The sequence below is a fragment of the Streptomyces bohaiensis genome, assembly GCF_012033785.1.
GTDB classification, from domain to species: Bacteria; Actinomycetota; Actinomycetes; order Streptomycetales; family Streptomycetaceae; genus Streptomyces; species Streptomyces bohaiensis.
The window spans coordinates 1-22,295 of record NZ_JAAVJC010000061.1; the positions used below are offsets into that span (position 1 = coordinate 1).

At 74.3% G+C, this 22,295-nt stretch carries 19 protein-coding genes; 6 read left to right on the forward strand and 13 right to left on the reverse strand.

The genetic code is table 11. The features are described from left to right. Positions 1 to 62: 62 nt before the first annotated feature. From HCN52_RS09895 to HCN52_RS09915, 5 genes are all read right to left on the reverse strand, one after another. Positions 63 to 896, reverse strand: coding sequence for a DUF1295 domain-containing protein (locus tag HCN52_RS09895; RefSeq protein WP_168088029.1), 834 nt, complete (start codon positions 894 to 896; stop codon positions 63 to 65). Then, on the reverse strand, positions 893 to 2,215 hold the full coding sequence (locus HCN52_RS09900; RefSeq protein WP_168088030.1) for a class I SAM-dependent methyltransferase: 1,323 nt from the start codon (positions 2,213 to 2,215) through the stop codon (positions 893 to 895). The genes HCN52_RS09895 and HCN52_RS09900 overlap by 4 nt, the downstream gene beginning before the upstream one ends. After that, positions 2,212 to 3,534: an SAM-dependent methyltransferase gene (locus HCN52_RS09905; RefSeq protein ID WP_168088045.1), complete on the reverse strand. Its 1,323-nt coding sequence runs from the start codon at positions 3,532 to 3,534 to the stop codon at positions 2,212 to 2,214. The genes HCN52_RS09900 and HCN52_RS09905 overlap by 4 nt, the downstream gene beginning before the upstream one ends. A 77-nt stretch (positions 3,535 to 3,611) precedes the next feature. Then, positions 3,612 to 4,388 carry a DUF1365 domain-containing protein gene (locus HCN52_RS09910; protein WP_376767109.1) on the reverse strand — a complete coding sequence of 259 codons (777 nt, stop codon included), beginning with the start codon at positions 4,386 to 4,388 and terminating at the stop codon, positions 3,612 to 3,614. Further along, positions 4,385 to 5,668, reverse strand: a complete 1,284-nt coding sequence (locus HCN52_RS09915; RefSeq protein ID WP_168088031.1) for an NAD(P)/FAD-dependent oxidoreductase — start codon at positions 5,666 to 5,668, stop codon at positions 4,385 to 4,387. The genes HCN52_RS09910 and HCN52_RS09915 overlap by 4 nt, the downstream gene beginning before the upstream one ends. Positions 5,669 to 5,853: 185 nt before the next feature. Here HCN52_RS09915 and HCN52_RS09920 point away from each other — a divergent pair, with 185 nt between their 5' ends. The 6 genes from HCN52_RS09920 (at position 5,854) to HCN52_RS09945 (ending at position 13,627) form a co-directional block, all read left to right on the forward strand. Next, the gene (locus tag HCN52_RS09920) at positions 5,854 to 7,482 is read left to right on the forward strand and encodes a molybdopterin-dependent oxidoreductase (RefSeq protein WP_376767110.1); all 1,629 of its coding nucleotides are present in this window, start codon (positions 5,854 to 5,856) and stop codon (positions 7,480 to 7,482) included. Between the two features lie 84 nt (positions 7,483 to 7,566). After that, the gene (locus HCN52_RS09925; RefSeq protein ID WP_168088032.1) at positions 7,567 to 8,253 is read left to right on the forward strand and encodes a fasciclin domain-containing protein; all 687 of its coding nucleotides are present in this window, start codon (positions 7,567 to 7,569) and stop codon (positions 8,251 to 8,253) included. A 387-nt stretch (positions 8,254 to 8,640) separates the two neighbouring features. Further along, positions 8,641 to 9,615: a LysR family transcriptional regulator gene (locus HCN52_RS09930; RefSeq protein WP_168088033.1), complete on the forward strand. Its 975-nt coding sequence runs from the start codon at positions 8,641 to 8,643 to the stop codon at positions 9,613 to 9,615. A 116-nt stretch (positions 9,616 to 9,731) separates the two neighbouring features. Beyond that, positions 9,732 to 10,898 (forward strand): S1 family peptidase, encoded by a 1,167-nt coding sequence (locus HCN52_RS09935; protein WP_168088034.1) that lies wholly within the window; start codon positions 9,732 to 9,734, stop codon positions 10,896 to 10,898. Positions 10,899 to 11,409: 511 nt separating this feature from the next. Then, positions 11,410 to 12,558, forward strand: a complete 1,149-nt coding sequence (locus HCN52_RS09940) for a S1 family peptidase (RefSeq protein ID WP_168088035.1) — start codon at positions 11,410 to 11,412, stop codon at positions 12,556 to 12,558. A gap of 244 nt (positions 12,559 to 12,802) precedes the next feature. Then, a complete protein-coding gene (locus tag HCN52_RS09945) occupies positions 12,803 to 13,627 on the forward strand; it encodes a methyltransferase domain-containing protein (RefSeq protein WP_168088036.1) in 825 nt (274 codons plus the stop codon). 37 nt (positions 13,628 to 13,664) lie between these two features. Here HCN52_RS09945 and HCN52_RS09950 read toward each other — a convergent pair whose 3' ends face one another. The 8 genes from HCN52_RS09950 to HCN52_RS09985 form a co-directional block, all read right to left on the reverse strand. Continuing rightward, positions 13,665 to 13,922, reverse strand: a complete 258-nt coding sequence (locus tag HCN52_RS09950; RefSeq protein WP_168088037.1) for a LapA family protein — start codon at positions 13,920 to 13,922, stop codon at positions 13,665 to 13,667. Between the two features lie 91 nt (positions 13,923 to 14,013). Beyond that, positions 14,014 to 14,442 carry a CBS domain-containing protein gene (locus HCN52_RS09955; RefSeq protein WP_168088038.1) on the reverse strand — a complete coding sequence of 143 codons (429 nt, stop codon included), beginning with the start codon at positions 14,440 to 14,442 and terminating at the stop codon, positions 14,014 to 14,016. Positions 14,443 to 14,603: 161 nt separating this feature from the next. Then, complete coding sequence (locus HCN52_RS09960; protein ID WP_168088039.1) at positions 14,604 to 15,593, reverse strand: S66 peptidase family protein; 990 nt, start codon at positions 15,591 to 15,593, stop codon at positions 14,604 to 14,606. Beyond that, on the reverse strand, positions 15,590 to 17,623 hold the full coding sequence (locus HCN52_RS09965; protein WP_168088040.1) for a S9 family peptidase: 2,034 nt from the start codon (positions 17,621 to 17,623) through the stop codon (positions 15,590 to 15,592). The genes HCN52_RS09960 and HCN52_RS09965 overlap by 4 nt, the downstream gene beginning before the upstream one ends. A 41-nt stretch (positions 17,624 to 17,664) precedes the next feature. Then, positions 17,665 to 19,047, reverse strand: coding sequence for a M20/M25/M40 family metallo-hydrolase (locus HCN52_RS09970; protein WP_168088041.1), 1,383 nt, complete (start codon positions 19,045 to 19,047; stop codon positions 17,665 to 17,667). A gap of 227 nt (positions 19,048 to 19,274) precedes the next feature. Then, positions 19,275 to 20,108 carry a M55 family metallopeptidase gene (locus HCN52_RS09975; protein ID WP_168088042.1) on the reverse strand — a complete coding sequence of 278 codons (834 nt, stop codon included), beginning with the start codon at positions 20,106 to 20,108 and terminating at the stop codon, positions 19,275 to 19,277. 10 nt (positions 20,109 to 20,118) lie between these two features. After that, positions 20,119 to 20,760, reverse strand: coding sequence for a hypothetical protein (locus tag HCN52_RS09980; protein ID WP_168088043.1), 642 nt, complete (start codon positions 20,758 to 20,760; stop codon positions 20,119 to 20,121). Between the two features lie 436 nt (positions 20,761 to 21,196). Next, positions 21,197 to 22,295, reverse strand: a 1,099-nt coding sequence (locus HCN52_RS09985) for an MSCRAMM family protein (RefSeq protein ID WP_209314364.1), incomplete at its 5' end; no start/stop codon positions are given.

Consider the following 22,295-nt stretch of genomic DNA (forward strand, 5'->3'; position numbering starts at 1 on the left):
GGGGGCGGACCGTGGCGGTCCGCCCCCGGCACGTCGCCGCGGGACGCGGCTCCGGCGGCCGCTCAGGGCCGGGGGCCGTCCTCGGGCCGGGCGTGGCGTCGCGGCGGCAGCGGGAAGAAGCCGCTGGTCCGCGCCGCGTACCGGTCGAACCCGTCCCGCTGGGACATGGTCTTCTCGGTGAGCCGCTTGCCGCTGCCGAAGATGAGCAGGAAGCTCATCACCAGCGGGGAGACGACGGTGATGGCGGCGACCTGCCAGGTCCCGGCCGCCACGAGGAACAGCCCCCACCACACCATGAAGTCGCCGAAGTAGTTGGGGTGGCGCGTCAGCGACCACAGGCCGCGGTCCATGATCTTCCCGCGGTTGGCGGGGTCGGACTTGAACCGGTGCATCTGCCAGTCGCCGACGCCCTCGAAGAACAGCCCGATCGCCCAGCAGGCGACGCCCAGCACCACGACCCAGCCGAGCGGGCCCGGCAGGTAGGCGCCGAACTGGAGCGGCAGCGAGATCAGCCACACCAGGGCGGCCTGCAGCAGGTAGACCATGCGCAGGGCGTAGAGCTGCGGGTGGCCCGGCGCCTTGGCGAGCATCCGCTCGTACCGCGGGTCCTCGCCCTTGCCCCAGCTGCGCCAGGTGACGTGGCCGGCGAGCCGGACGCCCCAGACCACGGTCAGTACCGCGATCAGGGTCCGGCGCGCCGTGTCGCCCTCCCCCGCCGAGGCCGCGAAGGTCGTCAGCGCGACCGCACCGAAGCCCAGGCCCCACGCGATGTCGACGGTGCGGTGCCGACCGCCCCGCACCACGGCGACCGCGAAGGTCACCAGCAGCACGAACAGCGCGGCGGCGGCGCTCAGCGCCAGGTTGAGCCCGAGGGCCCCCCAGGGGTAGTCGGTCATGAGCCAGCACACTCCGGGTACCAGTCGCGCAGCGTGCCGGTCAGGCCGCTGCCTCCGTCGTTGTCGGGCCGGACCGCGAGGACCTGGTCGACGCCCATGCGGCGTTCCTGGAAGGCCAGCCCGGAACCGGCGAGGTAGAGACGCCAGATCCGGGCGGTCTCCGGTCCGGCGAGCGAGACGACCTCGTCCCAGTTCTCCTCCAGCGCCTCGGCCCACGCCGCGATGGTGTGGACGTAGTGCTCGCGCATGGAGTCCACCGAGCGGACCTCCAGACCGGCGCCCTCCAGGAGTCCGACGGTCTCACCCACGGGTCGCATGTGCATGTCGGCGGCGATGTAGGCCTCGATGAAGGCGCCGCCCCCGGGAGCGTTGGCGCCGCGGGACATCTGCTGGATCAGCACCCGGCCCCGGGGGCGCAGCATGCGGTGCATCATCGCGGCGAAGCCGGGGTACTCGGCGTCGCCCACGTGCTCCCCCATCTCCAGCGAGGCGGCGGCCTCGTACCAGCCACCGGGGATGTCGCGGTAGTCGCAGAGCTGGACGTCGACGAGATCCTCCAGCTTCCGCTCGCGGACCTGCTCCCGCACGTACTCCGCCTGCTCGCGGGCGAGGGTGACCGAGGTGACCTTGGCCCCGTGCCGTTCGGCGGCGTAGAGCGACAGCGACCCCCAGCCGCAGCCGACGTCGAGCAGCCTCGCCCCGGGACGCAGCCCGAGCTTGCGGCAGACCAGCTCCAGCTTGTCGCGCTGCGCCTGCGGCAGCCCGTAGCCCTGCTCGCCCGGCGGCCGGGTCCAGTAGCCGCAGGAGTACGCCATCGCCGGGTCCAGCAGCAGCGCGTAGAACTCCGGGGGCAGGTCGTAGTGGTGGCTGATGGCCTTCCGGTCCCGGCCACGGCTGTGCAGCGCGCCGCTGAGACGCACCTCTCCGGCCGGTACCGGCGGCTTCGGACCGACGGCACCGAGCCGGGCGAGGACGCGGAGCGCCGCCGCCTTGTCCGAGAGGGTGGGGGCGGGGGCGGTGCCCGACTCGCGGACCGTGCGCAGCGCCGCGGAAAGCCCCTCGCGGAGGTCGCCGGGGACGTCGAGCTCCCCGGTGACGTAGGCGCGGGCCAGACCGAGCTCACCGGGCTGCCACAGCAGGTGGCGCAGCGCCCGCCGCGAGCGGAGCGCCACCAGCGGCGCTCCGGCGGGGCCCGCCTCGGTACCGTCCCAGGCCCGCACCCGGACCGGTGAGGGCCCCTGGAGGTACTGCTGCAGCAGCTGGACCAGCTGGGGGGCGGCACCGCGTGCGGTGGTGGTCGTCGGCGTGGCTGGGGTCACTGGGGGCCGTCCTTCGGGCGGGTTCCCACCGGCGCGGAGCCGGCGGGGTCGGGGCGGGGGGCGAGCAGGAACTGCTGCACGTCGAGGTAGCCGGAGCGGAACCCGGCCTCGGAGTAGGCGAGGTAGAGGATCCACATGCGGCGGAAGGTCTCGTCGAACCCGAGGGCGTCGACCTCGGCGGCGCGCTCGGTGAACCGCTCGCGCCACAGGCGCAGCGTCTCGGCGTAGTGCGGCCCGTAGCGGTCGGCGCGGGCGACGTCGAGCCGGGTGCGCTCGGCGGTGAGGCGGCGCACGACCTCGGTGGAGGGCAGCAGGCCGCCGGGGAAGATGTACTTCTGGATCCAGGTGTAGGTGCGGCGGCTGGCGAGGAGGCGGTCGTGGGGCATGGTGATGGCCTGCAGCGCGACCCGGCCGCCCGGGGCGGTGAGCCGGTCCAGGGTCGCGAAGTAGGTGCCCCAGAACTCGGCGCCGACCGCCTCGATCATCTCGACGCTGACGACGGCGTCGTAGGTCCCGGTGACGGAGCGGTAGTCCTCTACGCGGATCTCGACGCGGTCCGCGAACCCCGCCTCCCGGACGCGTTCGCGGGCCAACTGGGCCTGCTCGACCGAGAGGGTGACGCTGACGACGTGCGCACCGCGTGCTGCCGCGCGCAGCGAGAGTTCGCCCCAGCCCGTGCCGATCTCCAGCACCCGGGTGCCCTCGGTGACCTTGGCGAGGTCCAGCACGCGGTCGATCTTGCGGTGCTGGGCGGCGGTCAGCCGCGACCACTCGGCCGGGAAGCCCCGGAAGACGGCGGAGGAGTAGCTGAGCGTCTCGTCGAGGAAGAGCCCGAACAGGTCGTTGGAGAGGTCGTAGTGACGGCCGATGTTCTCACGGGAGGCGGAGGGGGTGTTGCGCCCGCTGACCGGCTGACCGGGTGCCCAGAGCCGGCGCAGTCGCTGGAGCGGTCCCGGCACCAGGGTCGCCGCGTGGTCGGCGATCACCGTGAGGACGGCGACGAGGTCGGGGGCGTCCCACTCGCCCGCCATGTAGGACTCGCCGAAGCCGATGGTTCCGGAGGTGCCGACGCGTCGCAGGAAGGCGTCCGGGTCGCGGATCTCCAGCACCGGTCCGCCGGTCCCCAGCCTTCGGCCGTCGGGGAAGCGGGTGTGCAGCGGCAGCCGGCGGAGGGCAGCCTCCAGGATGCGCCGGGCGACGGCGCGGTGGACGCGGGAGCACGGGGGCACCTGCGCGACCCCGGGCCAGCGGGTGGCGTCGACGGCCGCCCGGATCTGCGCCGGGGTGCGGGGCTCGCCCGCGGTGCCGGCCGGTCGCAGCGGGTGCGCCGGTTCGGCGGCCGCGGTGTGCGGCGTCCGCTCGGGCTCGGCGGGCGCGGCGGAGGTTCGGGGCGTGGTCACTGCATACCTTCCTGCTGGTGGTGCCGGGGCCGGCGCTGAACCGGCAGGCCCTTGAGGTAGAGACGGATCCCGTGGAAGCGGATGGCGGCCGACGCCGCCAGCGGCGCCCACGGGTGGCGTGCTGCGGCGCGCAGGAGGCCGGCCGGCCCCCCGGGGCCGGGCCTGCCCCGCAGGGTGGCGACGAAGGGTTTGCCCTCGGGGCGGTCCAGCCGGACGGTGACGTCGAGTCGCTCGCCCGGTTCGGGGAGCCGCATCAGGTAGTCGCCGTCGACCGGGTTGAAGGGCGAGACGTAGAACTCCTTGGGCGTCGTGGCCCGGTGGCGGTCGTCGGGGTGCAGCAGGTAGGCGTGCCGCTGGCCGTAGGTGTTGTGCACCTCGGCGACGACGCAGGCGGTGGTGCCGTCCGCTCGGTGGCACCAGTAGAGGGTGAGCGGGTTGAAGACGTGACCCAGCACCCGCGCGTGGGTGAGCATCAGGACGGGCCCGTCCGGTGCTTCCTCGCCCTGTGCGGTGAGGAAGCGCTCCAGGCCGGCCCGCAGCGTGGGGGCGTGCCCCCCGAAATGGTCGCGCGGGTCGAAGCGGGCGAGCGGCCGCAGCACGAGCGGCAGGCGGGGCAGGTGGTCGAGGTCGACCAGCCACATGTAGGTACGGTGCCGGAGCCCGTACCGCAGGGGCCCGGTACGGGCGTGCCGCACCTCGCACCGGTAGAGCCGGGGGACGGTGCCGGAGGGGGCACGGCGCGCGTCGCGGGCGGCCGCGGGGGCCGGGTTCACCAGGTCACCCCCAGGGCCTCGGCGGCCGCGACGCCGGAGGCGCAGCCGTCCTCGTGGAACCCCCAGCCGTGGTGCGCGCCGGCGTAGGCGGTGACCCGGCCGCTGAGGGAGGGCAGTTCCCGCTGGGCGGCCACGGACTCGGGGGTGTAGACGGGGTGGTGATACACCATGCGGGCCAGGACGCGCTCCGGGTCGACCTGGTCCTCCCCGTTGAGCGTGACCACGTGGGTACCGGACCCGGGGAGTCGCTGCAGCCGGGTCATGTCGTAGCTGATGCGGACCTCCCCGGCGGGGCTGTCGCACCCGGGCAGCTGGTAGTTCCAGGAGGCGCGGGCGCCGCTGTGGCGGGGCAGCAGCGTGGTGTCGGTGTGCAGCAGCGTCGGGTTGCGCGAGTACCGGAACGCGCCCAGGACGCGGCGCTCGTCCTCGGTGGGGTCGGTGAGCAGCGCCAGCGCCTGGTCGGCGTGGCAGGCGAGGACCACGGAGTCGAAGTGCTCCGTCCGTCCGGAGGCGTCGGTGATCTCGACGCCGGCCCCCTCGGCGAGGCGCCGGATGCCGCGCACGGGGGTGCCGGTGCGGATCTCCGGGATGTGTTTGGCGACCCGGTCGACGTAGGAACGCGAGCCCCCGGTGACGGTGCGCCAGGTCGGCGAGCCGGAGACGGAGAGCATCCCGTGGTGGTCCAGGAAGCGGAAGAGGTAGCGGGCGGGGTAGCTCAGCGCGGTGACCGGGTCGCACGACCAGACCGCGGAGACCACCGGCGCCATGAAATGGCTGGTGAAGTACGCGGAGTAGCGCCCGGCGGCCAGGAACTCGCCGAGGGTGGTGTCCCGCGGTCCGGCCCCGGCGTCGTCCTGGGCGAGCAGCTTCCGCGCCTGCCGGTGGAAGCGCGGGACCTGCGCCAGCATCCGCAGGTAGCGGGGGTCGGCCGCGGAGGCGGGGCGGGCGAACAGGCCGCGCGCGCCGCGCGCGCCCGCGTACTCCAGACCGCAGCCCTCGCAGCGGACCGACATGCTCATCTCCGATTCCTGCGTCTCGACCCCGAGTTCGTCGAAGAGCCGCAGGAGACGGGGGTAGGTGCGCTCGTTGTGGACGATGAATCCCGAGTCGATCCGCTCGAACCCCGCGCCGGTGTCGACGTCGTGGGTGTGGGCGTGACCGCCGAGCCGGTCGTCGGCCTCGTACAGGGTCACCCGGTGGTCCTGGCGCAGCACGTAGGCGGCCGTCAACCCCGAGACCCCGCTGCCCACCACTGCTGAACTGGGCTTTTCCCGTGTCATTCGACTGCCTCCGCCACTCGCCGAGAGCCCCTGGCGGGGCCTGGTGTCACCACTGTCGAGAGGTATTCGGTGCTGTGGGCCGAACGGATGGGTCGTGGCGCCAAAGTAATTCGATCGAGTGATGGACCCATCCGGAGCAGTCCCGCCGCCGAATACCGGTCGTGAGTGAGACCGAGCAGACAGACGTGGCGCCCGCCGCCGGCCGTGGCGCCGGGCGGTGGCAGCGACGGCTGTTCGCTGCCGGAAGCGGCGTGCTCGCCGCTGCGGCGGCGCTCGCCGTCGCGGAACTCTTCGCCGGACTCGTCCGGCCCGAGGCGCGGCCGGTCACCGCGGTCGGAGGCGCGGTCATCGACCGCACACCGATCGCGGTGAAGGACTGGGCGATCCGCACCTTCGGCACGGCCGACAAGCTCGTGCTGCAGATCGGCATCCTGACGCTGCTCGCCCTGTTCGCGGTGGCGGTCGGTCTGCTCGCGCTGCGCAGCCTGCGGGCCGGCGCGGCGGGAGCGGCGCTGTTCGGGGTGTTCGGAGCGGTCACCGCGGCCGGGCGTCCGGGCGGCAGCGCACCGGACGCGGTGCCCTCGCTGGTCGGGGGCGTGGCCGCGGTGGTGGTGATCGTCCTGCTGGTCCGCACCCTGCGGCCGGGGGGTCCCCCGGCCGGGAGCGAGGGCCCCGAGGATGCTCCGGCGGCAGCCGCGGCGACCGACCGCGGGGTGCTCTCGGCACTGGACCGCCGCCGGTTCCTGCGGGCGGCGTCGGTGGCGGCAGCCGCCTCGGCCGGCTCCGGCCTGCTGGGCAACCGGCTGCTGAGCACCGGTGACGCCGAGGCGGAGGCGGCACGTGACTCGCTCACCATCCCCCGGCCCGGGGATCCGGCGCCCGCGTTGCCACCGGGGGCGGATCTGGAGATCGACGGACTCGCGCCGTTCACCACGCCCAACAAGGACTTCTACCGGGTGGACACGGCGCTACGGGTGCCGCGACTGGACGCCACCGCCTGGCGCATGAGGATCTTCGGCCGTGGTGTCGAGTGCGAGCTGGAGCTGAGCTACCGGGACTTGCTGGACCGGGAGCTGATCGAGCGCGACATCACCCTGACCTGTGTCTCCAACCAGGTCGGCGGACCGTACGTCGGCAACGCCCGCTGGATCGGCGTGCCGTTGGCCCCGCTGCTCCGCGAGGCGGGGGTGCGCCCGCCGTCGGAGGGCGGCCCGGCGGACCAGTTGGTCGCCCGCTCGGTGGAGGGGATGACCCTCGGCAGCCCGGTCGACACGGTCATGGACGGCCGCGACGCCATGCTCGCCGTCGGCATGAACGGGGAGCCGCTGCCCTTCCGCAATGGATTTCCGGTGAGAATGGTTGTACCTGGTTTGTACGGGTATGTGTCGGCTTGCAAGTGGCTGTCCGAGCTCGAACTCACCACCTTCGACGACTTCGACGTCTACTGGGTGGAGCGCGACTGGGCGGTCCGAGCCCCCGTCAAGACCATGTCGCGGATCGACACCCCTCGTGGGTTCGCGACGATCCCCGCCGGCACGGTGCCGGTCGCCGGGGTGGCCTGGGCACAGCACACCGGTATCGACGGCGTCGAGGTTCGGGTGGACGGCGGCGAGTGGCGCGAAGCGCGACTCGCTCCGGCCCCCAGCGACGACACCTGGCGCCAGTGGGTCTGGGAATGGGAGGCCGAGCCCGGCTCCCACCGGCTGGAGGTCCGCGCCACGGACAGCTCCGGCGAGACCCAGACCGAGGAACGCGTCGGCACGGTGCCCGACGGCGCCACCGGCTGGCACTCGGTGGTGGTCACCGTGGACTGACCCACCACCGCCCCACGACAGACCCGAACTTCGCCCGAATCAAGGGCGCGCGAAGTGCGCGCCCGTCCCTCAAGGAGACATCACATGAACACCCGTATCCGCCGTACCGCTGTCGCCGTCGCCACCGCCGCCATCCTGCCGTTCTCGCTGGCCGCCTGCTCCTCGGACAGCGACGACGACAACGGGTCGGGCACCTCGGAGACCGGCCAGGACAACGGCGGCACCACCGACCAGGACGACATGGACGACATGGACGGCACGGACGGGATGGAGGGCGACGACGACGCCGAGGCCGACGCCGCCTCCGCGCCGTTCGGCCCGGCGTGCTCCGGCGTTCCGACCGACGGCCCGGGCAGCTTCGAGGGTATGGCGCAGGACCCGGTCGCCACCGCCGCGTCCAACAACCCCGACCTGTCCACCCTGGTGGCCGCGGTGACCGCCGCCGGCCTGGTCGACACCCTGAACGACGCGCCCGAGCTGACCGTCTTCGCGCCGGCCGACTCCGCGTTCGCCGAGGTGCCGGAGGAGGACCTCAACGCGCTGCTGGAGGACCAGGACGCGCTCACCGACGTCCTGACCTACCACGTGGTGGGCGAGCGCCTGGCTCCGGAGGACCTGGACGGCGAGCACACCACCCTCCAGGGCGACACCGTCACCGTCGCCGGCTCGGACGAGGACTTCACCGTCAACGAGGACGCGACGGTCGTCTGCGGCAACGTCCAGACCGCCAACGCCACCGTCTACATCATCGACGGCGTGCTGATGCCCTGAACCACCACCGGACCGGGCGCCCCGCGCGCCTGACGCCCCGGGACCGCCCGGTCCCGGGGCCACCCCGGACCCGGGCCGGCCCCCGCTCACCCAACCTCCGAGCGAGGGCCGGCCCGCCCGTGTGCGGCGACGACGCGAACCGGCGTCCCGCAGCCGGCCGGTCCGTGCGGACCGCAGGACCGGGGAGAGACCGAGGGCGTGAACGGCGGTCACACGCGCCCGAGCGGCCGCCACCCCCCGGTGAACTGCACCTTCACCCCGTATGGCGTGCACACGCCACGAACAGATCACCCCGCACGCGGACTTGGCGCCCCGGTGCTCCGACGCCCTCCACGACCGCGCCGACCGACGCTTGTCACCCGCGATACTGGGCCGTAGCTTCCGGTTATGGACCTGGAGCTACGCCACCTCAAGATCATCCGTGCGATAGACGAGGCCGGCAGCCTCACCCGGGCAGCCACGTCCCTCGGGCTGGCGCAGTCGGCACTCAGCGCCCAGCTCAAACGCATCGAGCGGGCGCTGGGCGGCGCGCTCTTCGAGCGCGGCAGGCACGGCGCCCAGCCGACACCGCTCGGCGAACTGGTCCTGGACCGGGCCCGGGTCCTGCTCCCGGCGATGCGCGAGCTCCAGGAGGAGGCCGTCCGGTTCGCCAACACCCTGGAGGACCTGCCGCGGTTCCGGCTGGCGGGCACCCCCGGGCCGATGCTCGGCGGACTGGTGGACCAACTCTCCCTGCTCCACCCCCAGGCGGCGATCTCCACGTTGACCAGCTGGTCCATCGAGGAGTTGAGCGAGCTGGTGGTCTCCGGCCGCCTCGACTTCGCCCTCGCCGGTGCGTGCGGGGAGGCCACTCCCCCGGCCCCCGACCAGCTGACCTGGCAGACCGTGGGCCACGACCCGATCTTCGTGATGCTCTCCGAGCAGCACCCCCTCGCCGACCGCCACGAGCTCGACCTGGCCTCCCTGTCGGGCGAGCAGTGGGTCGACGCCCCCGGTGACGGCTGCTTCGGGGACTGCTTCTCCACCGCCTGCGCTCGCGCCGGGTTCACCCCGACCTCGGTGTACGAGCTGGACACCACGGCCTGTGTGCATCTGGTGCAGGCGGGGCGGGCGGTCGCGCCGTGCAAGGCGACCTTCCCGCCGACGCCCGGCATCGTCACCCTGCCGCTCGCCGGCAACCCGCTCTCCTGGCACCACCTCCTCGCCTGGCACCCGGCCTCCGCCGCGGCCGGCGCGGCCCCCGCCGTCCTGATCCGCGCACGTCAGGCGCACCGGGAAGCGGCACGGCGCAACCCCAGGTACACCCAGTGGCTGGCGGCGAACGCCCATTTCGGCACCACGCCGGACCGACCCACCCCGTAGAGACCCGTGGCGTGTTCACGCAATCCATCGCATGACAAGAGGTATCGGTTGACAGGTACACACCCGATCACGCGGCGTCTACATTCTGGTCACCCTCACAACACAAGGAGAACAGAATGCGCCTCAAGGGACGTACTGTTGCCATCGGTTCGGCGCTGGCGGCCTCCGCCCTCGCCCTGAGCCTGGTGCCGGCCAACGCCTCCTCCGAGCTCCCCTCCGCCGAGACCGCCAAGGCGGACGCCCTCGTCGAGCAGCTGCCCGCCGGCATGGTCGACGCCATGGAGCGCGACCTGGGCGTGCCCGCCGCCGAGGTCGGCAACCAGCTCGTCGCCGAGCACGAGGCCGCCGTCCTGGAGGAGTCCCTCAGCGAGGACCTCTCCGGCTACGCGGGCTCCTGGATCGTGGAAGGCACCTCCGAGCACGTGGTCGCCACGACCGACCGCGCCGAGGCGGCGGAGATCACCGCGGCGGGCGCCACCGCCACGGTGGTCGAGCACAGCCTCGCCGAGCTGGAGGCCGTGAAGGACATCCTCGACGAGGCCGCCACCGCCAACCCGGAGGACGCCGCGCCGGTCTGGTACGTGGACGTCACCACCAACGAGGTCGTCGTCCTCGCCTCCGACGTGCCCGCCGCCGAGGCGTTCGTCGCGGCCAGCGGCGCCGACGCCTCCACGGTGCGCGTCGAGCGTTCCGACGAGTCCCCCCAGCCCTTCTACGACCTGGTCGGCGGCGACGCCTACTACATCGGCAACGGCCGCTGCTCGATCGGCTTCTCCGTCCGCCAGGGTTCCACCCCCGGCTTCGTGACCGCCGGCCACTGCGGCAGCGTCGGCAACGCCACCACCGGCTTCAACCGCGTCAGCCAGGGCACCTTCCGCGGCTCCTGGTTCCCGGGCCGCGACATGGCGTGGGTCGCGGTGAACAGCAACTGGACGCCCACCTCCCTGGTCCGCAACTCCGGCTCGGGCGTGCGCGTGACCGGTTCGACCCAGGCGACCGTCGGCTCCTCCATCTGCCGCTCCGGCTCCACCACGGGCTGGCGCTGCGGCACCATCCAGCAGCACAACACCTCCGTCACCTACCCGCAGGGCACCATCACCGGCGTGACCCGCACCTCCGCCTGCGCCCAGCCCGGTGACTCCGGCGGCTCCTTCATCTCCGGCACCCAGGCCCAGGGTGTGACCTCCGGCGGCTCCGGCAACTGCTCCATCGGTGGCACCACCTTCCACCAGCCGGTCAACCCGATCCTGTCCCAGTACGGCCTGACCCTCGTCCGGAGCTGACCCGAGGCGGCAGCGCCGCCCCGCCCGCTCCGCACCGACGGCCCGTCCCGCGCACCGCGCGGGGCGGGCCGTCCCGCGTGTCCGGCTCCGCGGGGACCGACCGGTACAGCCGTGACGAATCCGGCCACGCGAGGGGCGCGAACCATCTCCGTGCACGAGGGATGAGCGACCAGCGCACCGAGGGGCGCACCCGGAAGTTGTGTACGTCACACAGCACCCGACCCCCGCCCCGACCACCCGCGACAGGTAACGGAACGACAACGGCGGCGCACCACGGTCACGTTGTGCATGCACCGTGCAGCTCGTGAAACAACCCTCACAACACCGCGGACCCTTGCGGAAACACCCCTGGCGGTGCGTCAGCGCACGCCGCTGACCTGCAACGTCCATCCCTCGCTGGCACGTTCGGGCAATCCATCGCATCGCAAGAGGTATTGCGTGGCAGGTACACACCCCCTCACCCGGCGGCTACGTTCTGTCTACCCCCACAGGCAAGTGCAAGGAGAACTGCATGCGTCACACAGGCCGTAACGCCATCGGCGCCGCGATAGCCGCCTCCGCGCTCGCGTTCGCTCTGGTCCCCAGCCAGGCCGCTGCGAACGACACCCTGACCGAACGGGCCGAGGCCGCAGTCGCCGACCTTCCCGCCGGCGTGCTGGACGCCATGGAGCGTGACCTGGGTCTGAGCGAGCAGGAAGCGGGCCTCAAGCTGGTGGCCGAGCACGACGCCGCCCTGCTCGGCGAGACCCTCTCCGCCGACCTCGACGCCTTCGCGGGCAGCTGGCTCGCGGAGGGCACGGAACTGGTGGTGGCCACCACCAGCGAGGCCGAGGCCGCGGAGATCACCGAGGCCGGCGCCACCGCCGAGGTCGTCGACCACACGCTGGCCGAGCTGGACAGCGTCAAGGACGCCCTCGACACGGCGGCCGAGTCCTACGACACCACCGACGCGCCGGTCTGGTACGTCGACGTCACGACCAACGGCGTCGTCCTGCTGACCTCCGACGTCACCGAGGCCGAGGGCTTCGTCGAGGCCGCCGGGGTGAACGCCGCCGCGGTCGACATCCAGACCTCCGACGAGCAGCCCCAGGCCTTCTACGACCTCGTCGGCGGCGACGCGTACTACATGGGCGGCGGACGCTGCTCGGTCGGCTTCTCCGTGACCCAGGGCTCGACCCCGGGCTTCGCGACCGCCGGGCACTGCGGCACCGTCGGCACCAGCACCACGGGCTACAACCAGGCCGCGCAGGGCACCTTCGAGGAGTCCTCGTTCCCCGGCGACGACATGGCCTGGGTGTCGGTCAACAGCGACTGGAACACCACCCCGACCGTGAACGAGGGCGAGGTGACCGTCTCCGGCTCCACCGAGGCGGCCGTCGGTGCCTCCATCTGCCGCTCGGGCTCCACGACCGGCTGGCACTGCGGCACCATCCAGCAGCACAACACCTCGGTGACCTACCCGGAGGGCACCATCACCGGTGTCACCCGCACCTCGGTCTGCGCCGAGCCCGGTGACTCCGGCGGCTCCTACATCTCCGGCAGCCAGGCCCAGGGTGTGACCTCCGGCGGCTCCGGCAACTGCACCTCCGGCGGCACCACCTACCACCAGCCCATCAACCCGCTGCTCTCGGCCTACGGCCTGGACCTGGTGACCGGCTGACGGTGAGCATCACCCCCGCGTGACGCGCAGCACTCCCCCACACCGCGCGTGACGCACTCGACGGGAGGGCCCGCACGATCCACGGATCGTGCGGGCCCTCCCCCGTGCCGGCTCCGGCCCGCCGCCCCGACAGCGACGGTCCGGGGCTTCCGCGCCGCCTGCCACCTCTCGCATGGCGGACCCCCGTTGCCGCCGCGGCAGCCGCCGTCGCACGCTGGGGCGGTCCTGCCCGAGAGGAGACGCCATGCCCGACGCCGTCTACACCCACGGTCACCAGGAGCCCGTGCTGCGCTCGCACCGCCGGCGCACGGCCGAGGACTCCGCCGGCTACCTCCTCCCCCGGCTCAGGCCCGGACTCTCGCTGCTGGACGTGGGGTGCGGGCCCGGCACGATCACGGCGGGGCTCGCCCGCGCGGTGGCGCCCGGCCCGGTCACCGCGCTGGACAGCGCCCCCGGCGTCCTGGACGACGCCCGCGCCGCCTGCCGGGCCGCCGGCGTCGACACGGTCGCCTTCTCCGTCGGGGACGTCACCGCCCTCGACCTGCCCGACGGGGGCGCGGAGGACGGTGCGTCCGGCTTCGACGTGGTCCACGCCCATCAGGTGCTCCAACACCTCGGCGATCCCGTCGGCGCGCTGCGCGAGATGCGGCGGGTCTGCCGCCCGGGCGGAACGGTGGCGGCGCGCGACGCGGACTACTCCGCGATGACGTGGTGGCCGCGGCCGCCGGGACTGGACGTCTGGCTACGTGTTTACCGTGCCGTGGCGCGCGCCAACGGCGGCGAGCCCGACGCCGGACGACGACTGCTCCGCTGGGCCCGGTCGGCGGGGTTCGCAGAGGTGGAGCCGTCGGCGTCGACCTGGTGTTTCGCCACCCCGGCCGACCGCGCCTGGTGGGGTGGTCTCTGGGCGGACCGCACGCTCGCCCCGGAGTACGGGGCGATGGCGGTCGCGGGCGGTCATGCCCGCCGCGAGGAGCTGGCCGAGGCCGCGGAGGGCTGGCGGCAGTGGGCGGCAGCGGAGGACGGCTGGTTCGCCGTGCTCCACGGGGAGGTGCTCTGCCGGCGCTGACCCCGCTCGGGTGACGCGGCCACCGGGAGCAGCGGGCTCACCGCGCTCGCCGGCGCGCCCGGTGCGGCCGCCGCCGCCCCAGGTAGAACCCGCCCGCGACCCCCAGCACGAGGGCGGTCAGCAGCGCGGCCCACAGCGGCATGGTCACCTCCGGGATCAGGAGCCGGATGCGGGTCTGCCGGGTGTTCTCGAAGACGAAGACGAGCGTCAATACAGCGGCGATCGCGAAGACGACACGGCCGGGGGTCAGGAACTCCCGCAGCCGTCCGCCCCGTCCACCGGGTTCGACATCCATGGCTCCAGCATGGCGCCGGGGCGGACGCTCCGCACGTGCAGCCGCCCCACGCGCAGGCGTGGGGCGGCCGGCGGGACGGCGGGGGTCGGTGCTACCGGGAGGAGCCCGCGTAGACGTGCTCGACGAACCCGGCGATCTGCTCCTCGCTGAGGTGGCGGGCGAGATCGGCCTCACTGATCATGCCGACCAGCCGCTTGTCGCCGTCCACCACCGGCAGCCGGCGGATCCGGTGTCCCTCCATCTCGTCCAGCACGTCGGAGACGTCGGCGTCGGTGGCTATCCAGCGCGGGGTGCCCTCGCACAGTTCCCCGGCGGTGACGCGGGACGGGTCGTGCCCGGCCGCGACGCACTTCAGCACGATGTCGCGGTCGGTGAGAATGCCGCACATGCGGTCGTTGCTGTCGCTGACGGGGAGGGCCCCGACGTCCAGCTCACGCATCAGCTGCGCCGCGCGGTCCAGGGTCTCGGTGGCGGGCAGCCACTGGGCGCCCGGGTGCATGATGTCGGCGGCGGTGGTCATCACTGGCCTCCTGGGGGGTGGGTGCCTCCACGGGGACGGGCGCCAGACCGGCGCACAGGTCCCCGCAGGTACGCCTCGGTGCGTACCCCTTCCAGGGGAACGCGCCCCGCCGGTCCCCGCCACCGCACAGCGTGCCGGCGCACGCGCCCGCCCCGCGGGGCCTAGTCGAGCACGGCGGCGGTGTAGCGGAGGGTGGCGGCGTCCGCGTCGAGCACCGCCGGGCGGCCGAGCGCCAGGGTCAGCGGGTCGGGGCAGTGCCCGAAGCCGAGTTCCTCCACCATCGGCACCCCCAGCGGTCCGAGGCGGTCGAGCAGGACGGTGCGGATCCGGTCGTAGGGCTCGCTGTCCTGCCACGACCCCAGGACGATGCCGGCGACGCCGTCCAGCCAGCCGGCGTTGAGCAGCTGGCTGAGGCAGCGGTCGAGTCGGTAGGCGCGCTCGCCGACGTCCTCCAGCAGCAGGATGCCGCCGGCGGCGGAGTGCCGGGATGTGGGGCTGCCGAGGTTGTCGGCCAGCAGGCTGGCGCACCCGCCGAGGGTGACGCCCTGGGCCCGGCCCGGCACCAGCGTCGCGGCGCGCGGACCCGTCAGGGTGGTCACGGACTCCGGCTCGAAGAGGGTCCGGCGCAGGTGCTCCTGGGCGACCACGTCCCGGGCGAACCCCTCGGTCGCGGGCATCGGCCCGTGGACCGTCGCCAGGTGCAGCCGGGAGGCGAACGCCTCGTGGAGCACCGTGATGTCGCTGTACCCGACCAGGACCTTCGGCCCGGCCGCCCGCATCGCCGACCAGTCGAGCAGACCGGTGAGCCGGTGGGCGCCGTAGCCGCCGCGTGCGCAGACCACGGCGGCGACGTCCGGGTCGCACCAGGCGGCCTGGAGGTCCGCGGCCCGGTCCTCGTCCCGGCCGGCGAGGTAGTCGAGATCGGGGTGGACGTCGAGGACATGGTCGCCCACGACGACCTCCAGCTCCCACCCGCGCAGCACGTCGAGGCCCGCTTCCAGCATCTCCCGCTCCACCGGCGAACTGGTGGCCACCACGGCCACCTTGTCGCCGGGCCGCAGACGGGAGGGGCGGTTGAGCGCCGGCACGGGCGCCACCGAGGCGTGCGAGGTCCCGTAGGCCGCGCCGGGGGTGGGGAAATGGCGGTTCATCGCGTCTCCGTCTCCAATGTGTCGCTCCGGTCGGCGACGATGCCGAACGTCTCCCGGTAGAGCGCCAGCTCCGCCTCCACCGCGCGGACGATGGTCTCCGCCCGGCGGAAGCCGTGCTCCTCGCCGGGGAAGGACAGGTACCGGTGCGGCACCGCGCTCCCGGCCAGCGCGGCAAGGAACCGCTCGCTCTGCACGGGCGGGCAGACCGCGTCGTCCGTCCCCTGCAGCAGCAGGAACGGCGCGGTGACCCGCTCCGCGTGGTGCAGCGGCGAGCGCTCACGGTACTGCGCCTCGTCGAACGGGCCGATGAGCGAGTCCAGATAGCGCGACTCGAAGTCGTGCGTGCCGCCCTCGGCCCAGCCGACCGGGTCCAGCACCGGGTAGCGGATCGCCCCGCAGGCGTAGACGCCCGCCGTGCGGTCGGGATCGGCCAGCGACGCGGCCGCCGTCCAGCCTCCCGCGCTGCCGCCGCGGATCGCCAGGCGGCCCGGGTCGGCGGTGCCCTCGGCGGCGAGCGCCGCGGCCACCGTCGCGCAGTCCTCGACGTCGACGCGGCCCCAACTGCCGCGCAGCCGGTCGCGGTAGGCGCGGCCGTAGCCGGTGGAGCCGCCGTAGTTGACGTCGGCGACGCCGATGCCGCGTGAGGTGAAGTACGCGATCTCCAGATCGAGGACCATCGAGGCGCGTCCGGTCGGCCCGCCATGGGCCCAGACGACGTAGGGCGGCAGCTCGTCGCCGGCCGGGCGGTGGTCGGGCGAGGCGGGCGGGTAGATGTGGGCGTGGACCTCGCGGCCGTCCGGACCGGTGAAGGTGCGGAGCAGGGGCGTCGGGAGGTACGCGGGCGGGACGGCGTCGCGGTGGCGGGCGGCGACGACCCGGCTGTGGCCGGTGGCGGTGTCCAACTGCACCAGCTCGTACCCGCGCACGGGCGAGGCGGCGATGCCGGTGACACGGCTGCCCTGCACCGCCAGCGCCGGGGCCCACTCCGTCCAGGGCCCGGCCGCGTCGGTCAGCACGCCCCGGTCCGGGTCGAGCAGTCCCAGCCGCTTGTCCCCGCGGCCGTGCACGACCGCGACCAGACCGTCCGCCATGGGGGCGAACCAGCGCGCGCCGATCTTCCACAGGGCGTCGGCGAACTCCTCCGCCGCGGGGCGGAGCGCCTCGGCGGGGCCGGGGGTCGGCGGGCCCGCCCCACCGCCGTCCGCGAGGACGGCCCGGTAGAGGTTCCACCAGCCGGTGCGGTCGGAGGAGAACAGCAGCTCGCCCCGTGCCCCCCACTCCACCTGGGCGATCGACTCCTCCGGGCCGCCGGCGACGGTCACCGGCGGGCCGGTCGTCCCGTCGTCGTCGAGCCGGGCCACCTTCAGCTCCGTGCCGTCCCACGGCATCCGGGGGTGGTCCCAAGCGATCCAGGCCAGCAGGCGGCCGTCGGGCGAGGGCCTGGGGCCGGTGAGGAACCGGTGGGTGTCGTCGGTGAGTTCGTGCAACGCGGCGCGGTCCTCGGCGGCGGCACCGGAGAGCGGCACCGCCACCAGCACACGCCGCAGGTCGGTGGGGGCGGGACCGGTGAACTCCTCCAGCACGCACCAGACCTCGCCCCGCCCCGGCCGCACCACCGGGTCGGCGAACCGCAGGCCCGCCCCCGGGTCGGACACGGGTGTCAGCGGTCGGGGAGCGGCGTCGGGGGCGTCCGGCTCCAGCAGGTACAACCGCTGGTCACCGCAGTGGGTGAAGACGATCAACGGCCCGCCGGCCGAGCGGGGCGCCCCCGCCCACGGCGTGCCCCCGTACTCCATCAACCGGTTCCTGGCGTCCCACGGCGCCGGCAGCGCGACCTCCGCCGGGCCGCCGTCACCGCGCAACCGCATCAGCGCACGGCGACCGCCCTCTTCGGGCCGTGCCGCCGTCCACCACAACTCCTCGCCCACCGAACCGAGATGGTCGACACGGCCGTCGTGCGCGGCCACCGTCGCCGCGTCGAGGGGCGAGCGCCACGCGCCGCAGGGGGTGGGGCGGGACTGGTGGGTCATCTGTGGGTGTCTCCTTCCGCGTCCGCCGCCGCGCCCACCGGTCACAGGGCGCGCAACGCCCGGTCCAGTACCCGGGTTCCGAAGTGCAGCGCCTCCACCGGTACCCGCTCGTCGACGCCGTGGAACATGGCGTTGTAGTCGAACCCCTCGGGGAGCTTCAGCGGGGTGAACCCGTAGCCGACGATGCCCAGCCGCGAGAACTGCTTGGCATCGGTGCCGCCCGACATGCAGTAGGGCACCACGTGGGCGTCCGGGTCGAAGTGCTCGAGCGCCGAGCGGAGGACCCCGTAGGTGGACGAGTCGACCGGCGCCTGCAACGGGATCTCGCGGTGCTGGAACTCCCAGTCGACGTCCGGTCCGGTCAGCTCGTCCATCGTGCGGGAGAACTCCTCCTCCGCGCCGGGGACCATGCGGCCGTCGATGTGGCCGGTCGCGCTGCCGGGGATGACGTTGACCTTGTAGCCGGCGTCCAGCATCGTCGGGTTGGAGCTGTTGCGCACCACGGGGCGCACCAGGGTCGCGGCCCTGCCGAACGCGGCCAGCAGCTGCTCCACCTCGGCGGTCAGCGCCTCCGGGTCGGAGTCGTCGAGGACCGGGCGGGCGAGGCCGTACAGCGCCGCCATCTCCGTCAGCGCGGCGCGAACGGTGGGAGCCAGCCGGATCGGCCAGCGGTGGTCACCGATCCGGGTGACCGCGGCGGCGAGCCGGCTGACGGCGTTCTCCTCGTTGACCTTGGAACCGTGGCCGGCGCGGCCGTTGGCGGTCAGCCGGAGCCAGGCGGTGCCCCGTTCACCGGCGGCGAGCGGGTAGATCCTGCGCCCGCCCCCGGCGTGGAAGGTGTAGGCGCCGGACTCGCTGATGCCCTCGGTGCAGCCCTCGAACAGTTCGGCGTGCTGGTCGGCGAGGAATCCGGAGCCGTACTGGGCGCTGTCCTCCTCGTCGGCGGTGAAGGCGAGGACGATGTCGCGGCGGGGCCGGACGCCGTGCCGCGCCCAGGCTCGGACGACGGCGAGGACCATGGCGTCGGCGTTCTTCATGTCGACCGCGCCCCGGCCCCACACGATGCCGTCGCGGACCTCACCGGAGAACGGGTGGACGGTCCACTCGTCCGCGTGGGCGGGGACCACGTCGAGATGGCCGTGGACGAGCAGCGCCCCCGCGCTCGGATCGGTACCCGGCACGCGGGCCACCACGTTGGTGCGGTCGGGCGCCTTCTCCAGCAGCAGCGGCTCGATGCCCGCCTCGGCGAGGCGTTCCGCCACGTACTCGGCGGCGGCGCGTTCCACACCGTCGCCCTGGCCGCGGTTGGTGGTGTCGATCCGGATCAGGTCGGAGGTGAAGGCGACGGCCTCGGCGAGGGCCTGGTCGTCCACGGGCGGCGCGCCGGGTCCGACGGGCCCGGCCGCGGTGGTGCCCCCGGTCATACCGGCCCCGGGGCCGGCGTGCTGCGGTAGATCTTCATGCCGGGCCACGTTACGCGGAGTGTGCTCCGTCGGGAAGCATTGCGGCCGTCAGCACTGGTCCGACCAGTGGCGACACCGCGGCGCCGGTGTCCGCATCGCCGTTTCGGTGACGTCGCGTCACCATTGCGGTGTTCCTGCGCCGGGTCGGCGCTGGTAGGTCGGTGGGGGCGTGGCCGGCGCGCGGCGGGTCAGCCGTACCACTCCTCCACGGCGGCGGAGACCAGCGTGGTGACCGCCTTGAAGCAGCGGATGCCCTCGTACATGTCGGGCGCGGTCCAGGCCACGCGCCGTTCTCCCGTCTGTTCCACCCCGGGGACGACGGTGGCCGCCCCGGCGAGGTGCTCGGCGTCGAACTCCACCTCCATCCGTCGCTCGCGTGGGCCGGCGGGCGCGTGCCGGACGGCCAGCGTCACGGAACCGGCCGCGGCGGCGCGGATCGCCGCGGCGGTGGCGGCCGGCGGGCGGCACACCGCGGCGTACCGGGAGACGTAGTCCTTCACGGCGACGGTCCGTGCCTGCGGTGCGTAGCCGCTCGCGTCCTCGCAGGCGCGGTCGTCGCCGGTGACCAGGACGACGGGGGTGCCGTACTCGGCGACGACGAGCGCGTTCAGGAGCCCCTCACTGGCCCGCACACCGTCCACGAAGACCCCGGTGAGGGAGTTGCCCAGATAGGTGTGGGCCAGGACGCCCTCGTCCCCGGCCCCGGTGTGGTAGCCGACGAACGCGATACCGTCCACATCGCCGTGCTGGACGCCCTCGACCATCGAGAGCGCCTTGTGCCGGCCGGTGAGCATCGCCACCCGGTCGTCCATCTCCTCCAGCAGGAGGTTGCGCATCGTCATGTGCGCCTCGTTGACCAGCACCTCGTCCGCGCCGCCGTCGAAGAAGCCGAGGACCGCGGCGTTGACGTCCGAGGTGAAGAGACGGCGGCAGCGCTCCCACTGCGGTGTGCCCGGCAGGCAGTCGGCGGGCCAGGTGACGCCGGTGGCCCCCTCCATGTCCGCGCTGATCAGGATCTTCATGGCGCGCAGGCTACGCCCTGGCGCCCGCCTGCGGGAAGACGACACCGGGGGTGCGCGGCAGGACCGGCACCCGTTCGCCGGTGGCCGACTCCAGCACGGGGTGACCACCGTGCAGCACCTGGGCCGTGAGGTCGGCGGCGTCCACGCCGTCGAGTCCGCCGAGCGCTGCGGCGAGGGCCGCCGCCCGGCCCGCCGGGTCCGGCAGGGCGCCGTGGGCCGCGAAGCAGGCGGAGACCTGGACACCGCCGGAGGCCTGGTGGAGCCGGGCGCCGTCCGTCGCCAGCACGAGGAGGCGCAGGAGACCGGGCCCGGCCAGCGGCCAGGCCCACCACAGGATGTCCTCGCTGCCACGGCCCTCGCAACCGCCCCAGAACCGGCCGGAGGTGGGCTCCTCCTCACCGGGCGGCGCGGCCGGATCCGCGTAGGCGGAGCCGAGGGAGTCGCCGTCGCCGACCACGTCGATGACGCCGGACACCGGGAGCAGCGCCGCCGCGGGACGGCCGAGCGCCTCCTCCCGGCGGAGGCCGAAGAGCCGGTGTGCGCCGCCGCCCCAGGAGGCCACCGCGCCCAGCCCGTCGACCGTCACGACGGCGAGAGGTATGCGCCCGGGCTCGGCGGGTCCACGCTGGGGGAACAGGGGCTGGGGAACCACGGGTTGCTCCTTCTCCTGCCGGTTCGCTCCACCGTACGCCTTCGGGTACGGGTGGCGAACCGGTACGCGAAGAACCGCGCCCGGCGCATTCGTGCGCCCCCGTCCGACGTTCGGACACCGTCCGGTCGGCGGCCGCGGTCGTGCGGTGGCAGGCCGGCAGGGGGCACCGGACCGCGGGCGACGTCCCCGCTGCTCGGCGCGGTGACGCGGCGTCGGGCCCCGGGGACGATCCGGAGGCCGTCCGGAGGCGGCGGCGGGCGGAACGGGCACCGGCACCGCCGGCGTCCGGGCGGGCTCGGGGCCGCGCGGGGCGAGCGCGGGGGCGCGCCGGGGTCAACGGGCGCGGGTGAGCGCGCCACCGTGCGCCCGGGGCCGGGACCCGGCGCCGCGCCCGCCACGCGCGGTGGGCGAGAGCCGCTCGGGTCGCACGCCAGGCTCAGCCGGCCCCGGCCCCGGCCCCGGCCCCGGCCCCGGCCCCGGGCTCGTGGCTCAGCCGCAGGTCGCGCTCTCCCTGCTCGCCCCCCGCGAGCCGCAGGCCGGTGGCAGCGGGCGGGTAGCCGGCCGCCACCACCGTGTACTCCCCCGGCGCCAGGTCGGCGAAGACGAAGCAGCCGTCGCTTCCGGTGACCGTGGTGGCCGCCACGTCGCCCAGGGAGTCGGTGAGGGTGACGCGGGCGTCCGGCACCGGCCGGCCGGCGTCGTTGCTGACCGCCCCGCGCAGCACCGCGCCGCCGGTGAGTTCGATGTCGTGGTCCGCCTGCTCCCCGCCGGCCACGGTGACCGGCGCCGCGCCCGGACGCCGCCCGGGCGCTCCCGCCGCCAGGGTGTAGTCACCGGTGACCAGCCCGTCGAGGCGGTACCCGCCGTCGAGCGCGGAGCGGGTGGTGGCGACCACGTCACCGCGGGCGTCGGTGAGGGTGACGACCGCGTCCGCGACGGGCTCGCCGTCGGGGGTGCGGACCCGGCCGGCCAGCCGGCCCGGGCCGCCCAGCAGCAGGTCGAGCTCGGGGGTGCGGTCGGCGAGGGTGAGGCCCACCGCGCGCGGCTGGAGGCCGGTCGCGGCGGCGATGAGCATGTAGCCGCCGGGGCCGGGGCCGGTGAGCGAGAAACGTCCGTCGTCACCCGAGTCGGCCCGGCCGCACTGGCGGCCCGCGGCGTCGACCAGGGTGAGAACGGCATGCGGCACCGCTGCACCGCCGGGAGTGCGCACCGAACCCAGCAGCGCCGGTCCGGTGGTGTAGGTGGCCTCGCCGTTGCGGGCCGGGGGCACGGGGGTCGGGTCGGACACCGGGGACTCCTTGAGCAGGGCGGCGATGAGCAGTCCCAGCAGCGCGACGGCCGCCGGGGGCGCGAGCGCCGGGAGGAAGACCGTCACGACGTCGCGCCAGGGCAGGGTCACGGCCGCACGGTGGCCGAGGGGCAGGACGGGGGCGTCCGCGGCGAGCGGGAGGACGGCGGCGGCGGCCGCGAGCGCACCCGCCGCACGCCACCACGCGGACGCGCCGCTGCCTCGGCGGTGCCGCACGGGGCTCCGG

Coding starts and splice junctions, on each gene's coding strand:
- HCN52_RS09895 (WP_168088029.1), bottom strand. CDS start 896: ATGACCGACTACCCCTGGGGGGCCCTCGGGCTCAACCTGGCGCTGAGC.
- HCN52_RS09915 (WP_168088031.1), bottom strand. CDS start 5,668: ATGACACGGGAAAAGCCCAGTTCAGCAGTGGTGGGCAGCGGGGTCTCG.
- HCN52_RS09925 (WP_168088032.1), top strand. CDS start 7,567: ATGAACACCCGTATCCGCCGTACCGCTGTCGCCGTCGCCACCGCCGCC.
- HCN52_RS09930 (WP_168088033.1), top strand. CDS start 8,641: ATGGACCTGGAGCTACGCCACCTCAAGATCATCCGTGCGATAGACGAG.
- HCN52_RS09935 (WP_168088034.1), top strand. CDS start 9,732: ATGCGCCTCAAGGGACGTACTGTTGCCATCGGTTCGGCGCTGGCGGCC.
- HCN52_RS09940 (WP_168088035.1), top strand. CDS start 11,410: ATGCGTCACACAGGCCGTAACGCCATCGGCGCCGCGATAGCCGCCTCC.
- HCN52_RS09945 (WP_168088036.1), top strand. CDS start 12,803: ATGCCCGACGCCGTCTACACCCACGGTCACCAGGAGCCCGTGCTGCGC.
- HCN52_RS09950 (WP_168088037.1), bottom strand. CDS start 13,922: ATGGATGTCGAACCCGGTGGACGGGGCGGACGGCTGCGGGAGTTCCTG.
- HCN52_RS09955 (WP_168088038.1), bottom strand. CDS start 14,442: ATGACCACCGCCGCCGACATCATGCACCCGGGCGCCCAGTGGCTGCCC.
- HCN52_RS09960 (WP_168088039.1), bottom strand. CDS start 15,593: ATGAACCGCCATTTCCCCACCCCCGGCGCGGCCTACGGGACCTCGCAC.
- HCN52_RS09965 (WP_168088040.1), bottom strand. CDS start 17,623: ATGACCCACCAGTCCCGCCCCACCCCCTGCGGCGCGTGGCGCTCGCCC.
- HCN52_RS09970 (WP_168088041.1), bottom strand. CDS start 19,047: ATGACCGGGGGCACCACCGCGGCCGGGCCCGTCGGACCCGGCGCGCCG.
- HCN52_RS09975 (WP_168088042.1), bottom strand. CDS start 20,108: ATGAAGATCCTGATCAGCGCGGACATGGAGGGGGCCACCGGCGTCACC.